This is a genomic window from Citrobacter sp. On2M, from assembly GCF_018035235.1.
In the GTDB taxonomy this organism is placed as follows: domain Bacteria; phylum Pseudomonadota; class Gammaproteobacteria; order Enterobacterales; family Enterobacteriaceae; genus Citrobacter; species Citrobacter meridianamericanus.
Genome location: NZ_WPCV01000002.1, coordinates 1,331,769 through 1,347,653, shown reverse-complemented (window position 1 = coordinate 1,347,653; position 15,885 = coordinate 1,331,769). Strand labels below are relative to the sequence as shown.

14 protein-coding genes, 1 tRNA gene and 1 pseudogene are annotated in these 15,885 nt (G+C 45.3%); 6 read left to right on the top strand and 10 right to left on the bottom strand.

Features of this window, described 5'->3' with window-relative positions:
• Positions 1–6 precede the first annotated feature (6 nt).
• Complete coding sequence (gene rcsA / locus On2M_RS08510; RefSeq protein ID WP_103771252.1) at positions 7–630, top strand: transcriptional regulator RcsA; 624 nt, start codon at positions 7–9, stop codon at positions 628–630.
• Between the two features lie 54 nt (positions 631–684).
• Here rcsA and dsrB read toward each other — a convergent pair whose 3' ends face one another.
• Positions 685–873, bottom strand: coding sequence for a protein DsrB (gene dsrB / locus On2M_RS08505; protein WP_003030419.1), 189 nt, complete (start codon positions 871–873; stop codon positions 685–687).
• A 163-nt stretch (positions 874–1,036) separates the two neighbouring features.
• On the opposite strand from dsrB, the gene yodD reads away from it, so the two are divergent.
• Positions 1,037–1,264: a YodD family peroxide/acid resistance protein gene (gene yodD / locus On2M_RS08500; protein WP_003030417.1), complete on the top strand. Its 228-nt coding sequence runs from the start codon at positions 1,037–1,039 to the stop codon at positions 1,262–1,264.
• Between the two features lie 206 nt (positions 1,265–1,470).
• Here the strand turns inward: yodD and On2M_RS08495 are convergent, their stop codons facing one another.
• Positions 1,471–1,653 (bottom strand): DUF2158 domain-containing protein, encoded by a 183-nt coding sequence (locus On2M_RS08495; RefSeq protein WP_151224641.1) that lies wholly within the window; start codon positions 1,651–1,653, stop codon positions 1,471–1,473.
• Between the two features lie 77 nt (positions 1,654–1,730).
• A complete protein-coding gene (locus tag On2M_RS08490; RefSeq protein WP_210904640.1) occupies positions 1,731–2,642 on the bottom strand; it encodes a DUF808 domain-containing protein in 912 nt (303 codons plus the stop codon).
• A gap of 178 nt (positions 2,643–2,820) precedes the next feature.
• Between On2M_RS08490 and yedA the strand changes: the two genes are divergently transcribed.
• The gene (gene yedA / locus On2M_RS08485; RefSeq protein ID WP_210904639.1) at positions 2,821–3,741 is read left to right on the top strand and encodes a drug/metabolite exporter YedA; all 921 of its coding nucleotides are present in this window, start codon (positions 2,821–2,823) and stop codon (positions 3,739–3,741) included.
• Here yedA and On2M_RS08480 read toward each other — a convergent pair.
• The 3 genes from On2M_RS08480 to On2M_RS08470 form a co-directional block, all read right to left on the bottom strand.
• A complete protein-coding gene (locus On2M_RS08480) occupies positions 3,733–4,200 on the bottom strand; it encodes a very short patch repair endonuclease (RefSeq protein WP_210904638.1) in 468 nt (155 codons plus the stop codon). The two genes, yedA and On2M_RS08480, sit on opposite strands and share 9 nt — an antisense overlap.
• A complete protein-coding gene (locus On2M_RS08475; protein ID WP_151218917.1) occupies positions 4,181–5,611 on the bottom strand; it encodes a DNA cytosine methyltransferase in 1,431 nt (476 codons plus the stop codon). The genes On2M_RS08480 and On2M_RS08475 overlap by 20 nt, the downstream gene beginning before the upstream one ends.
• Before the next feature lie 76 nt (positions 5,612–5,687).
• Positions 5,688–6,380: a phosphohydrolase gene (locus On2M_RS08470; RefSeq protein ID WP_210904637.1), complete on the bottom strand. Its 693-nt coding sequence runs from the start codon at positions 6,378–6,380 to the stop codon at positions 5,688–5,690.
• A 440-nt stretch (positions 6,381–6,820) separates the two neighbouring features.
• Here On2M_RS08470 and ompC point away from each other — a divergent pair, with 440 nt between their 5' ends.
• Complete coding sequence (ompC, locus tag On2M_RS08465; RefSeq protein WP_151218919.1) at positions 6,821–7,990, top strand: porin OmpC; 1,170 nt, start codon at positions 6,821–6,823, stop codon at positions 7,988–7,990.
• A gap of 52 nt (positions 7,991–8,042) precedes the next feature.
• Here ompC and On2M_RS08460 read toward each other — a convergent pair whose 3' ends face one another.
• From On2M_RS08460 to tnaA, 3 genes are all read right to left on the bottom strand, one after another.
• Entirely contained in the window at positions 8,043–8,945 is a 903-nt protein-coding gene (locus tag On2M_RS08460; RefSeq protein WP_210904636.1) for a transporter, read from the bottom strand.
• Between the two features lie 97 nt (positions 8,946–9,042).
• Positions 9,043–10,293 (bottom strand): low affinity tryptophan permease TnaB, encoded by a 1,251-nt coding sequence (gene tnaB / locus On2M_RS08455; RefSeq protein WP_187258794.1) that lies wholly within the window; start codon positions 10,291–10,293, stop codon positions 9,043–9,045.
• Positions 10,294–10,401: 108 nt separating this feature from the next.
• Positions 10,402–11,817 carry a tryptophanase gene (gene tnaA / locus On2M_RS08450; protein ID WP_151224644.1) on the bottom strand — a complete coding sequence of 472 codons (1,416 nt, stop codon included), beginning with the start codon at positions 11,815–11,817 and terminating at the stop codon, positions 10,402–10,404.
• Between the two features lie 811 nt (positions 11,818–12,628).
• On the opposite strand from tnaA, the pseudogene On2M_RS08440 reads away from it, so the two are divergent.
• Positions 12,629–12,841, top strand: a pseudogene (locus On2M_RS08440) (SAM-dependent methyltransferase); the annotation flags it as partial.
• 294 nt (positions 12,842–13,135) lie between these two features.
• Here the strand turns inward: On2M_RS08440 and On2M_RS08435 are convergent.
• A tRNA-OTHER gene (locus On2M_RS08435) sits at positions 13,136–13,233 on the bottom strand.
• A 334-nt stretch (positions 13,234–13,567) separates the two neighbouring features.
• Here On2M_RS08435 and On2M_RS08430 point away from each other — a divergent pair.
• Positions 13,568–15,076 (top strand): DUF4041 domain-containing protein, encoded by a 1,509-nt coding sequence (locus tag On2M_RS08430; RefSeq protein WP_210904635.1) that lies wholly within the window; start codon positions 13,568–13,570, stop codon positions 15,074–15,076.
• The last annotated feature ends 809 nt before the right edge of the window (positions 15,077–15,885 follow it).

Here is a 15,885-nt window from a genome sequence, read left to right as displayed (position 1 = left end):
TATGCCATGTCAACGATTATTATGGATTTATGCAGTTACACCCGGCTAGGGTTGACCGGATATCTGGTGAGTCGGGGAGTGAAAAAAAGGGAAATCAACAACATTTCCAGCGTTGATGAGCTCAGCCTCGCCTGTGTCTCTCAGCAACCCGCTGTGGTGTTTATTAATGAGGACTGCTTTATCCACGATCCTGCTAACAGCCAGCAAATAAAGCAAATCATTAATCAGCATCCCGGCACATTATTTATTGTGTTTATGGCAATTGCCAATGTGCATTTTGATGAATATTTATTAGTAAGAAAAAACTTATTGATCAGTTCTAAGTCGATTAAACCAGATTCACTGGATGAACTCCTTGGCGATATTCTGAAAAAGGAAGTGGATATTGTCATTGATGTAAATCTGCCGACCTTGTCATTAAGCCGCACCGAATCCAGTATGCTACGCATGTGGATGGAGGGCCAGGGAACAATACAGATATCAGATCAAATGAATATCAAAGCCAAAACCGTGTCATCCCATAAGGGGAATATAAAACGAAAGATAAAGACGCATAATAAGCAAGTGATCTATCACGTTGTGAGACTCACAGATAACGTTACCAATGGTATCTTTGTGAATATGCGCTAAGACGTTCTGACTGGTGGCGACTCCACCAGTCAGAATCAAAAAGCTGAACTCACCTCACTCCACTTTTTCCACAAAGATACCATCCTGATGACCTGACTCATTAAAGAACCAGATACCGAGCGGGTAGTCTTCCAGCGAAACGAGGTACATGGTGCCTTCACTAAATTCTTCAATAGCCAGTACCACGCCCGGTCGACGAGGACCGCCGTCCGTTTTGACTGTAACCCGATCATTCACCTTCATCGTTTTCCTCCTGTGGCTTTGTGCCAGTGTAGAACAATTTCCTTTTTCTGGCAGCGCCCGGCTCGTGCGATTGCGGGTTTTATCGACGGTCTATACTTAAGTTGTGCGTATCTGATGTTGGGATACGCTCCCCCGGTATCCTTAACGGTTGAGAGGTATGAGGATGAAAACCGCGAAAGAGTACAGCGATACGGCCAAACGTGAAGTCAGCGTCGATGTGGACGCGCTGCTGAAGGCAATCAACGAAATCTGCGAGAGTGAGATTCATCGTAGTCAGGATGACCCGGAACGCGTCAGCGTCGATGGGCGTGATTACCATACATGGCATGAACTTGCCGACGCGTTCGAGCTTGATATCCATGATTTTAGCGTGTCGGAGATCAATCGCTGACTGAGGGCGAAAAAAATCCCGGCCCTTATCGGGTCGGGATCAAGCTTGCTTATGCAAGAAGCACTTGAAAATTCGTTACACCAGGAAATCTGATGTGAAACAAACCTTATCTGCAATTTTTTTGCCTGACAAGTAAATAATTCTCACCGAAATGATAAATATAACTAATGGTTGAGAGTTCACCAGGTTATCTTCAAGCCAGGTGTTCAGGCATCCTGGCAGAGCGATCTTCGCTCACCCGACACCAGTTCATCTTCACGGAATGCTTCCCGTTTGACGCCAAAGCCGTCGTACCAGCGACATTCCACCATTCCGCTGGCATACCCGGTAACGATCATGCGTGGGCCCCCCTCTTTGGAGGTGACTTCCTCACTGACAGAAAAGACCATACCTGCCTCCTGTATCAAGAGAAACCTTTACACCTTAGACGACAAAGAGGCGTTTTGCGTAATCATCTCTGCGACAATTAGTGCGAAACTCCGCGTAGTCTGGCGACGGCTTTCACCAGCAGCACCACGACCCCGCCAATGATAAAACCGAGCACCAGATTCAGCAGGGTCGGAAGCATTAGCGCAATCAATGCACTTTGCTGTTGGGAAAAATGTTCAATCGCATGATGCAACGGTGATATCCCGTGTACCACGATTCCACCACCGACCAAAAACATCGCCAGCGTACCCACCACAGAGAGGGTTTTCATCAGCCAGGGAGCGACCACCAGCAATCCTTTCCCCAGCGACTGGGCAAGCGCGCTACGTTTTTCTGCCAGCCAGTAGCCAATATCATCGAGCTTAACGATAATCCCAACCAGGCCGTATACCCCCACGGTTACGACTAACGCGATGCCTGATAACACCAACACCTGATTCAGCAGTGGCGCATCCGCGACGATACCCAGCGTAATCGCGACAATCTCGGCAGATAAGATAAAATCGGTACGTATCGCCCCTTTGATTTTATCTTTTTCAAAGGTGAGAGGATCCTGCGCCGCCAACGTTGTCAGACGCTGCTGGCGCTCCTCTGGAGTCTCTTTGTGCTTACGCGCTTGCAAGGTATGGAGAATTTTTTCTGCCCCTTCAAAACAGAGAAACGCCCCGCCAACCATTAATAAAGGGGTGATCGCCCACGGAATGAAGGCGCTTATCAATAGCGCCAATGGCACAAGGATAACTTTGTTAATAAATGATCCTTTTGCCACGCTCCAGACTACCGGGAGTTCACGGTTCGCCCGCACGCCTGAGACCTGCTGCGCGTTAAGCGACAGGTCATCCCCCAATACACCCGCCGTTTTTTTCGCGGCCAGTTTTCCCATGACTGAAATATCATCCAGCAGCGTGGCGATATCATCGAGTAAGGTCAGTAAGCTACTTCCTGCCAAAGTTTTAATCCTCAATATTATTTTTTTGCAGCCATAAGTATGAAGTAAAACACGCAATGCTGAAACTGACCTTTCTGGTCAACATTTTTTTAACATCAGTACGTAATTATAAATCTCGCCAGCACGATAGTTTTGACGTTTACTATGTTGCACCTTTTTATTTCCACCGTGAGGGATTATGCGTTTCAGGCAATTGTTACCGCTTTTCAGTGCGCTATTCGCGCTGTACATCATTTGGGGTTCCACGTACTTCGTTATTCGTATTGGCGTTGAAAGCTGGCCGCCGTTGATGATGGCCGGCGTGCGTTTTCTCTCTGCCGGAGTGTTATTAACACTTTTTTTACTTCTTCGCGGACACAAGCTACCGCCTCTGCGCCAGCTCCTGAACGCCGCGTTAATTGGTATCCTGCTGTTGGCCGTGGGTAATGGGCTGGTTACCGTTGCAGAACATCAAAATGTTCCTTCCGGTATTGCCGCCGTAGTGGTCGCCACCGTCCCGCTGTTTACGCTGTGCTTTAGTCACTTTTTTGGCATCAAAACACGCAAACTGGAATGGATAGGGATAGCTATTGGTCTCGCCGGGATCATCATGCTGAACAGCGGCGGCAATTTGAGCGGTAATCCATGGGGCGCTGTTTTAATCCTGATTGGCTCAATGAGTTGGGCGTTTGGTTCAGTGTACGGCTCACGCATAACCCTGCCCGTTGGCATGATGGCAGGATCCATAGAAATGCTCGCCGCCGGTCTCGTGTTGATGTGCGCCTCACTACTTTCCGGGGAAAAATTGACCACTATGCCGACGTTTTCAGGCTTTATGGCGGTAGCCTATCTGGCCCTGTTTGGCTCTATTATTGCCATTAATGCCTATATGTACCTGATCCGCAACGTCAGTCCGGCACTCGCCACCAGCTATGCCTACGTGAATCCGGTGGTCGCCGTACTGTTGGGTACCGGTCTGGGAGGAGAAAGTCTGGCGCTCATCGAATGGCTGGCGCTTGGGGTGATCGTGTTTGCGGTGGTACTGGTCACACTCGGTAAATACCTGTTCCCTGCTAAAGCGGACGCCATTGTGACTCCATCGGAGAAGACGTTACAGTAAATGAATACCAAGCGTGTCGATCTGCGCGCTGGCGCCACCGCCGCAGATCCACTCGACGACACGTTCGGACAATGCTTCATCCCTCAGCTTTTCGCGCCCGCGCAGGGCGCACTCCCAGACAATCAGTACTCGCCAGCCCAGAGCCTGCAGCTTTTCGCAATCCCGCGCGTCACGCTGGACATTTTTGCCTATTTTTTCCAGCCAGAACGTCGTTCGTGTAGCGGGGACTTTGAATAAATAGCAGTGGTGATGATGCCAGAAACAGCCGTGGGTAAAGAGAACACAACGATACTCATCCACCACGAAATCAGGGCGACCGGGTAACGTCGCATCTTGCACGCGAAACGTTACCCCCTGCTCTGTCAGCACACTGGCAAGGCGTTTTTCAATTGCGGTATCACGGGTGGCAATCGCCCGCATATTTTTACTACGCGTTGCCTTATCGTGAACGTCTGCCATGCAGGTTCTCTTTCTCGCGAAGGGTAACCGCTTGTTTGATTTTTGGCTCCAGCAGCCTAGCAACTGCCGCAAATGCCGGGACGACCACCGAATTACCAAACTGGCGATAAGCCTGGGTATCCGACACAGGGATCCTGAACTGATAGCCCTGGGGGGATTCAAATCCCATCAGGCGCGCGCACTCTCTGGGCGTGAGCCTGCGCGGGCGGTGTTGCTGATTCTGCGGGTCATCAAAATCCTTTTCCCCCAGTGCCATGTCCCAACCGCGGTCAATAAGGATCTCGGCGCCATCCTTATAATAACGCGCCGATAATGTGCGCGTTACACTATGGGGATTGCCAGGATACACCATACCATAGCCGAATCCATTCCCCCGCGCCTGATGCTTTTTCGCATAGCGATAGAGATATTTCCACAGCACCGGCGTCAGCACATATTTCGCCTCGACGGTTGGCTCAAGCAGCTCCGCCAGCGTAGTACGCCGCTGTGGATAACGGGAGACAATATCGCGCAGCGTGAAGTCTGATTTCAAATTCAGTTCGCGGCGAAAACCGACGAGCACAATCCGTTCACGGTGCTGTGGCAAAAAATGTTGCCCATCGATAATCTTCGGATCATCCGGACCGTTATCGTGCGCATCCGCCACGTCATAACCCAGTTCATCCAGGGTTTGCATAATGATACGAAACGTTTTTCCCTGGTCGTGACTCTTCAGGTTTTTGACGTTTTCGAGCACAAATATCGCTGGTCGACGCGCATCAATGATACGTACCACATCAAAAAATAGTGTACCTTGCGTATCGCAGGCGAAGCCATGAGCTCGTCCTAACGCGTTTTTCTTGGATACACCAGCGAGAGAGAATGGCTGACAAGGGAAACCCGCCAGCAACACGTCATGCTGCGGAACATGCTGACGAATATGCTCCGCCGCCTGTTGGTCGCTCACCCCATCATGATGGCTGAGCGTAATATCACGAATATCTTCATTAAAGTGGTGCTGTTGAGGATCACAGTAGTGATTCGCTTTATAGGTGCGCACCGCATGCTTGTTCCACTCGCTGGTAAAGACGCACTGCCCGCCAATCGCTTCAAAACCGCGACGAATTCCGCCAATACCAGCAAAAAGATCGATAAAGCGAAAAGCATAATGGGGATGATGCGCGGGCGGTGTCGGCAGCATAGCGTTCAGATGAGCCAGCTCAGCGTCGCTCAACCGATGCCACGTTTCATTGGCAACAACGCGTTTAAAGATGGCCGGACTCCAGCGATTCTCACCAACACCATTCAGATGAGCAACCAGCGTTTTCACGTCATATATTTCAAGCAACTTCGCCAAAATCACCTGTGCGGCGGCCTCGTTATCATCTGTCATTGGGTTCATGGAGCCTGCTACTGAAAAATTATCCTGCATACATTTAACCGACCGAAATAGATAACTGACAGATTAACATAAAATAGCGCGGTTGACGTGGCGGCTGTACTGACGACTAACGCGCGATAAAGGGTTGAATCGCTTCAAGATCCAGCTTTTCATATTCTCCTTTTAACTCCGCACTCAGCTTCGCCATGTACGTCAGCAAGAAGTCAGCATTATGCTGCGCCAAACGCCGCCCCTTTTCGGTTTGCATCGTCAGCGGCAACGTTAATAATTTGGTCTGGAAGTGATCGAGCGCGTACTGTTTATCATCGAGGCCACGTTGCCGGGCCAGTGGATCTTCCGCATCAAATAACGCCACGCCTAATGCGCCGGACACGGCAAATACCCGCGCTAAACCAATCGCGCCCAGCGCCTCCAGCCGGTCTGCATCCTGCACAATTTTGGCTTCAGGGGTTTCTGGTACGATTTTGGCGCTGAAACTGTGTGCCTCAATAGCATGACACACGGCAAATAGCCGTTGTTGTGGAAAATCAGGGAAATCGCGCATCAAAACCCCACGCGTTTCCTGAGCTGCCAGTACCGACGAACGATGACGATCGGGATGGTTCTTCGGCAAACTGACGAGATCATGGAAGTAGCACGCCGTCAACACCACCAGCCAGTCAACGGCCGTATCTGTGTTCAGCTTTTGTGCCGTCGTCCACACCCGGCGAAAGTGAAAGATGTCGTGGGCAGCGTCGTGCTCTGAATGGTTTTCACGTAGCCAGGTTTCAAATCGCGACTGCCAGTCGTGGAGTTCCATGCTCTCTCCCTTTACATAAAGAAAACCACCTTAGCAACAATTTTTACTCCGAACCACTGTCCGCCCTCTTTTATAGCAAAATTCAATTATTAAATAATATTTATAACGAATATCAATTTATAACTTCTGCATGTGGTATTGATAATAAATCATCAAGAAACCACGAGCAGCAATAATAAAAACACATACAATACACATAGCAAATACTAAAACCAAAAAGCATAAACTAGTTGATAAATATACATTTATACGTTGAATGAAAACGATAAGTATATATGGAAATGATTTAAAACACCCAAATTGAAACATTCTGAAATATTTAAAATATAATTGTTACATGTTATATTTTAAATTAAATGAACTTCATGGATAGTATCGAAATGTAGTTTTCAGGACATCACTACATATTCATTTTAATTATTAAATAAAGGGAATACATAATGAAAAGAAAAGTACTGGCACTGCTTCTCCCTGCTTTATTAGCTGCAGGCGCAGCAAATGCGGCTGAAATCTATAATAAAAACGGCAATAAACTGGATCTGTACGGAAAAGTCGATGGTCTGCGTTATTTCTCTGACGATGCTGGCAGCGACGGTGACATGACCTATGCGCGTGTGGGTTTTAAGGGCGAAACACAGATCAACGATATGCTGACTGGCTACGGTCAGTGGGAATATAACATTCAGGCTAACGGCACCGAAGGCGACAAAGGCGACTCCTGGACTCGTCTGGCTTTCGCAGGCTTAGGCTTTGCTGAAAACGGCACCTTCGATTACGGTCGTAACTATGGCGTCGTTTACGACGTTGAAGCCTGGACCGATATGCTGCCAGAATTCGGCGGTGATACTTACACTCAGACCGACGTGTATATGCTGGGTCGTACCAACGGCGTGGCTACCTATCGTAACAAAGGTTTCTTTGGTCAGGTTGATGGCCTGAACTTTGCTTTGCAGTATCAGGGTAATAATGAAGGTAGCAGCGTAGGTCAGGAAGGTTCTGGTAATAGCGAAAACCGCAAACTGGCGAAAGAAAACGGCGACGGTTTCGGTATGTCTACCTCCTATGACTTTGACTTCGGTTTAAGCCTCGGCGCAGCGTACTCGAGTTCTGATCGTACTAACGAGCAAGTTTCTGCTGGCCGTGGCGATCGTAGCTATGCCAATAAATACGCAGGCGGAGATACAGCGGATGCCTGGACTGTTGGCGCGAAATATGACGCTAACAACGTGTACCTGGCTGCAATGTATGCCGAAACCCGCAATATGACCGCTTATGGTGATGACAAAGGCGGTATCGCCAACAAAACGCAGAACTTCGAAGTTGTTGCACAATACCAGTTTGACTTTGGTCTGCGTCCATCCGTTGCATTCCTGCAATCTAAAGGTGTCGACTTAGGTGGCTGGGATCACCATAGCAATGGCACCCCACGCTACACCGATAAAGACCTGGTCAAATATGTTGATGTGGGTATGACTTACTACTTCAACAAAAACATGTCCACCTACGTTGATTACAAAATCAACCTGCTGGACGAAGACGACAGCTTCTATGAAAGCAATGGTATCGCGACTGACGACATCGTTGCCGTTGGTTTAGTCTACCAGTTCTAATTGCTGCACAGACAAGCAAGCCCGTTTCTTCTGAAGCGGGCTTTTTACATTTTTAGAGTGGGACAGAAGCCTTAAGATATAGCTGGGAGCCTTCAGGTCGGTTACGCACATCCATTTCTTTCTGCCATTTCAACGTCATCAGCCAGCCCTTGTCATTGGCATAACGAATAGAAGGACCAAGAGAAAAGGCCCGCGCTTTAGCCGGCGCTGAATTCGGTCCGTTGTCATTGGTGGTCTGTATAAATGTGTACCCACCAATGCCAAACACCCAACCATTTCCCACTGCCCATCCTAATGCATAATCGGCATGAAAAGCCTGGCCTGACTTCGTATGACTCTCCTGATTACGTCGATTAAAGTCATACATCATTTTGATATCCGCATTAACACCTTGTTGCGGAATATAGCTAATTGCCCATACAGGTTGCACAGCCCAGTAGTTTCGCCCCAGGCTGGCGGGATCAGACTGGCTGTAATTACCTGTTGGTGCAAATACATCAACGCCCAGCACATAATGAAGGTCACGCAAGGGATGAAAACCTAATGCAGGCCCCAGTGTGATGTCTCCCAAACCCTGGCGGGTATATTTCCGCCCATATGATTTAGCCGTGATATCGAGCAATGGCAGGATGGAATGAAACGCCAACTGTCCCCCCAGGAGGCGCTGTTCCGTAACCCAAATAATACGCGGCGCTAGGATATTGACGTTCATACTGAAGCCCGGCCCTGAAATATCATGACCTTTGCTGTCACGCACGTGGTCATACCGTGCGCTGCCTCCGTACAACAGGGTATGTATTCCTTCGGCAGGAAGAAACCCTGACATATAGTTTTCCAGACCATCGGGATAAATACCCGGTCCGTTTCCCTCGGAGGCTACCACCGAAGGCGCTGCAAGCAGAAAAGCTACGCCTGGCAAAATCCTTTTCATCCTCTTTATCATTTTGCTATCCATTGATACTGTTTACCTGAAGGAAATACGGATCAATATTGATGCCCGAGGGCAAAACTGAGCAGTTTCACTAAAAATTAAGATTCTTGTCCGTTATCACTCACACCAGTTTTGGTAAAATATTCAGTACATTACCAAACCAACAGAAGATCACGACGATACCAAAAATAATAACTACGGCGGGGATAATCCGCCCTCCCCATACAGTAAACATCTGATTCGGAAACTTTTGCCTTGATTTCAAGGCCAGCACGGCCGGAATAATAACAGCCCAGATCGTTGCACATAATCCTGCCCCACCGATCCCATAGATAAATCCGTTAGGGAATAACAGGTAAAGCACCGTTGGCGGCAAAAACGTCAGCATTACTGTTTTAAATCGTCCAGAATGGGAATTGTCGAATTTGAACAGATCGGCAAGAAAGTCAAATAGTCCTAATGTAACGCCGAAGAAAGAACTGGCCACGGCCAAATTAGAGAAAACGAGTAAACAGAACTCAATCACGCCACTCTGATTAGTTCCCAAAAAGGACCCCACCAAAGCATCGACATTACCGCCAGAAGCAATTATACCTTTAAAACTCTCACGAGGGATGTTACCCATCGTACAATATAGCCAAAACAAATAAACAACCAATGCCAGAAAAGATCCCAGCACAACACTTTTTATCAATTTATCTTTTTTCTTTCCGTAGCAGATGATTAGGCTGGGGATATTACCATGAAAACCGAAGGATGCCAGGCATACCGGAATGGCCATAAATATATAAGGAAAAAACGAGCGACTTTCTTCGTTTACTCCACTTACCCCACTTAAAATTGAGTAATCGACCTGAAAGAAAAGCGAACCAAAAACAATCACGAAAGCAAGAATTTTAATCCCAAGAAATAATGATGTAATCCGACTTGCAGCCAATGAGCTAAACCATAATACAGTTGCTACAAACAGCGCGGTACAAACACCAATGATTCGTGGGTTAACATGACCATCAGAATGCATAGATATCGTTTCACTAATAATAGCTCCATTTGCTGAAATATATGCATAAGTCAATATATATAAAACAAAGGCAACTGTCGCACCGCTAATCACATTCCATTTATTACCAATTAAATCTTTTGTAATTGTGTTAAAACTGGAACCGACAGGATAATTTAAATTGGCTTCCAGAAGTAGCAATCCTGAGTGCAACATTGAAAACCAGGATATTATTAATATAAATGCCCCCCAGAAAAACCAAGCGCCGGCGAGATCAACGGGTAATGCAAACATCCCTCCACCTATTACGGTGCCAGCAATCACCATAATCCCCCAAAAGGATGAATGCTTTGAATTGGAATTTTCTTCCATACGAGCCTCTTTTCATCAGTTGTATTTATTCACTATCATATTAATCTTATAAAAATGTGAACCATGAATAGCTATGAGATATAGCCATTCATGGTCAATTATTGACTATCAGATTTCTTTCAATCGAGCAGTAAAGTGACGTAGAACTTTAGGTTCATATGTAAAAGTTAATCCTTTAATATTTTTGGCATTTTCTTTCACATGACTAAAGGCTTCAATAATGAAATCCATATGCGATTGCGTATATGTCGCACGCGGAATGGTTAAACGTAACAACTCAGCCGGACACGGTAACTGAACTCCCGTTTTAGGATCCCTGCCGAGTAAAAATGAACCAATCTCTACAGCGCGAATGCCAGCGACTTTATAAAGTTCGCATGCCAGCGCCTGTGCCGGGAATTGTTCAGCAGGAATATGCGGTAATAATTTTCCAGCATCCACGAATGCCGCATGTCCACCAGCTTGCTGACAGGTCACACCAATAGCTTCAAGACCATCAACCAGATACTGAATCTGTGCAATACGATAGGCCAGCCAATCCTGGTTCATGCCATCAGTTAGACCGACGGCCAGACGTTCCATTGCTCCGCCTTCCAAACCACCATAGGTAGGGAATCCCTCCTGCACCACACAAAGCGTCCGGCATTCGGTATAGACATCAAAATAGCTGTCATCTTTAATACAGAGCAGCCCCCCCATTGGCACCATCGCATCTTTCTTCGCTGACATAGCCAGCATATCCGCATATTTATAGGTTTCGCGTGTAATCTCCTCGATGCTCCAGTCCTTATAAGCTGTTTCCCTTTGCTGAATGAAATATGCGTTCTCTGCAAATCGAGCGGAATCCATCACCACTGGAATATCGTATTTTTTCGCCAGCTGATATGTTGCTTTCAGGTTTGCCAGTGAAACCGGCTGACCACCGGCAGAGTTACACGTTATCGTAGCCACAATATAAGGAACATTATTTGGGCCTACCTCCTGGATACCTTCTTCCAGTTTATCCAGGTCGAAATCCCCTTTGAAATCACAACGGACTGCAGTATCAAATGCTTCTTTGATATAAACATTTCGGACAGTACAGCCATTAATTTGACTGTGTCCCTGAGTTGTATCGAAGAAGTAGTTTGAGAACACAACCATTTTACTTCTGTCCAATCCCTTTTCTTGCTCACGCTTACGGATTAACACAGGGATATAAATCTGCTCAGCACCACGGCCCTGGTGAGTCGGAATAGTATATTGATATCCAAAAATATTCTTAACCGCATCTGCAAGTGCATAGTAACTGCGGCTTCCGCTGTATGCTTCATCTCCCCTTAGCATTGCTGCTTGCATATTTTGGGTAACAGCGCCAGTACCGCTATCTGTCAATAAATCAATAAACACATCTTCACTATCAAGAAGGAATGGGTTCATTCCGGAATTAATAATCGCATTTTCACGGTGCTCCCGCGTTGTACGTTTTACGGGTTCAATAACACGAATACGGAATGGTTCTGGTAAATGTTTAAAGTTATTCATGGAATATTTCCTGTATTAGATATACACATACCACGCCTGCAGTAACTCATAGGCCTGAATTACTGAAGCATTTTAAATATTGATGAACAACCCATATAAATTTTATCCACACATCTCTACACCCGTTATCTACGCCTAAACCTACACGTAAACCAGGTATAACAAGATTATGCAGCAAATAAATTATGAATTATTCAAGGCATACAAAAACAGAAAAAAGTTTCTGTTCACATTGTATGAATAGGAAGGAGTAAAACTTAAGGGCGATGATTGACAATCATCGTGTCGATGTTGAACCACTTAGAAGTCAGATATGTATTAAATAAGCTAATCATTAGATATCAACTCTTATTAAACATGACAACATCATTATAGTATGGCGATTTTTTGTCTATTAGCAGTTAAAGTTATTGTGATTAAAATCACGATAAATTAGACATGCGCGATATATCAATTACTCAACAGCATTGCATTCACATCAATGTAACATCACGCTAGTGCGCCAATATAGTAATTAGGATGTCCCTAACCACCTAATCAAGAAAGCATTAAATGAACCATCGTTTTCATTTGGCATGTATACTGGAGAGAATTTTCAATTCAGATCACAAATTTCATTCCAGAGGATTATTGAGTTCCGAGGATACATTCGTATCTGTTGCCTAACCCAACTAAGGCGAACTGGACATTTCCAGGGCGAAAAATATCGATTGTTCCCAAGCATTTCCACGAAAAATGATTTAATACATAGTGAGAAGGATTTTATGAATATCAGTACGATTATCTCCTCCACAGATCGCATAAAACTCGTCGCTGGCTAATGCCTGGCGGTAAACTGCTGGTTGAAGTACATACCTTTGATGAAGTGAAACGTCAGGGCATGGCAAGCCCAGCCTGGCATGATGAAGAATATCTCCATCTTCTGAGTGACAACGGTTTCACTGTACTACAGCGCCCTGATGGTCACGTTTGGTCGGTTAGCGATACATTCGAAGGAAAACTGAACGCTTGGCTGGCAGAAAAGAAATAATCATGTAACTCCATGAGAAAGTATCGACCCAGTCATCCCCAGGGCTGGTACTAATAAGTCGAGCCGACGTACTTCAATGTCATACGACTTAGCTCACAAAATGAAGGACATAGTGGTAATTTCCTACCGGGAACGCTGGGTAAGTGATAACGTATTCGACGGTCAGTTTGTTCAAAATATACCAACAAGATATGGCAGATAGTTATTCGGAAGGGTATATCGAGTGAAAGACTGAGGAAGAAAATTTTAGATAGAAACCATTAAAAACAGCCAGTTACTGGTAAGTAGTGGCGGAGAGAGGGGGATTTGAACCCCCGGTAGAGTTACCCCTACTCCGGTTTTCGAGACCGATTTCATTAGTAATATTTTCAATAACTTAACTTTCCTCACTGGTATATCCACAATATTTCCACTTCATAAAATTCAACTAGTTACGCTTTTATCCATAGTTAATATACCAACACTTTCAGAGCTAAATTTTATACTTCAAAGTTCAGCTTGGAGGTGAAAACACGTGGAAGATCTTGCTAATCAATAACATGTAAAGCCCTCCTCTCTTTTTGCACCTAAGGTTCTGGTCAGGTTAAGTGAGATACTTACAGTATGCCCTATTGCCCCTTTTTTGATAATATTGACCATTAATTGATCGTGGTTAAATTGTGCTCCTCGATACCAATATCTAGTTGCATGTGAAAAGTATCCTCTCAAGGAAGGTTATAAATGAATATGGGTTATCTTTCAGTCGCTGCATTGACTGTTGTTGTATTGTTGCTTGTCATCATTTTTGTCCTTTTGACAAAATTACGCGCGGTAAAAGCTTCAGATGCCAGTAAAACAACACAACTTGAGCGTTATTCCGTCATTTCTGATGCAGAAACGGAAGCAACTCGGGTAACGCTAGAGGCGGAACAACAAGCTCGTGAAATCATTGACGGTGCAAAAAATACTGCTACCTCTCTGGAGAAAGAAGCAACCTCATTGCTGAGTAATGCACAGTCAACGACCCTATCATTACAGGATCAAATAGCATCATTACGTGCTTCTTATGCCGAGAAAAAAAGCATCTATGACGAGCTCGAAAAAGCAATTGCCCTTTATCGTGAGGATGTAGATTTTGCAGAGATGGGACTGTTCGACCCACATTTCGATTTCGATACTTCTGAAGAGTTTAAAGAGGCGATCAAAGACAACAGAAATGAGCAAAAAGCCTTGTTACGCCTCAAGAATCGAGCAGGTGCTATCTGGTGTGGAACTGACTGGACGGTCCATAATTCCCGTGCCGAAGGTAAAAAAATGACTACCCGAGCTATCAACCTAACAGCGAGAGCATTCAATGGTGAGTGTGATGCAGCAATTGCCAACTGCACATTCAAGAATTGGTCAGTCATGCATGACAGAATCCAGGCTGCTTTCGATAAAATCAATGCACTCAACGAAGTGAATGATGTGCATATCAGTAAAGAATATCTCAGACTGAAATTAAAAGAGCTCGATCTCGTACATGCCTACAAAATGAAAAAACAGTCAGAAAAAGAAGAACAGCGGGAAATTCGTGCTCAAATGGCAGAAGAACGTAAAGCTCAGCAGGAGATTGAACGGGCGATTAGAGAGGCTGAAGCGGAAGAGCTTCGTGCACAAAAAGCACTGGATAAAGCCCGTAAGGAAATGGAGTCAAAATTGGCGCAACTCACTACCGAACAGGCAGAAAAATATCAATCTAAAATTGATGAGTTGCGTGACGCCTTAACCGAAGCAGAATTGAAGGGCCAAAAAGCTTTGAGCATGGCACAGCAAACCAAACGTGGGCATGTCTATGTCATCTCCAATGTAGGGTCTTTCGGCGAAGATGTTTTCAAAATTGGTATGACACGCCGCCTTGATCCTCAGGACCGGGTGGATGAACTGGGAAGTGCCTCAGTACCTTTCCTCTTCGATGTTCATGCTATGATCCATAGTGAAGATGCTCCAGCACTAGAAAATGCGCTTCATCAGCACTTTGATACCAAACGGACGAACCTCGTTAATAGGCGTAAAGAGTTTTTTAACGTCAGTCTGAAAGAGATCAAGAGTGCAGTTTATGAACTTGCAGGTAATGACGTCGATTTCATCGAAACGGTTGTAGCACAACATTATTATGAGACATTGGCATTACGTAAGAATAAAAGTGGAGTGGCAGAAGTACAATCCCAATATACTGCCGTCCAACCACGTTTTGCTGAATCAATTTGAGCATAGCCTGATGTCTAATGCGCGCGTAAAATATCTACTCCCATTTTTGACTCACAACAGCCTTCAAAATGGTAGTAAGTCGTTATGGGAGTCGGGAACGGAGGCTAAAACCCTCTCGCGCAGATAAAACAATCCCTTAAAAACCAGTCCGTTACGACTGGTTTTTTATATCTTCTTTTTAAACGGGAGAAGCACCGAGGAGTTAATGGGGAGAAAACCCGCCCAAGTAAAGAATTCGCCAGTCAGGAAAGCAGCAGTGTACAGTCGATGGTGAAAAACCGCGTGCCTGCTGACATCAACAGACACCCGTAATCACACAGCAATACATATTGGATACGCTATATCCTTAGCGCGTGGGTAAATTTATAGTCAGTACCAGAATAGTTGTCACTTAATCTTTGTGATTGATATCTAATACTTTTAACACAAATATCACCAACACCATAATTGCTTAATAAACCACCATAAAAAGATTAATATTCATTTCCATGGATGCTCTTCTTTTGCCATTATCAATGTTCACAGCACGTGGTAATGAAATGCCCCACCTGAAGTACAAATCAGCGTTGTTCTACCGAATGAGCTAAACGAATGTTCAATGTTACTGAACGTGAACAAAATTTACTTAAATCACAAAAAAAACCATAAAAAACACTGTATTGTAAGATATTACTCAATCATCTGATCAGTTCTATTTCATTCAAGACATTGATACTGATCAATTTTCCATACTGCTTTGTATGTCCTAATTCAAGCCCCACATCAAATGGGGGAATGCAGGCACTAATACTTCTACTTGTCCATATCCG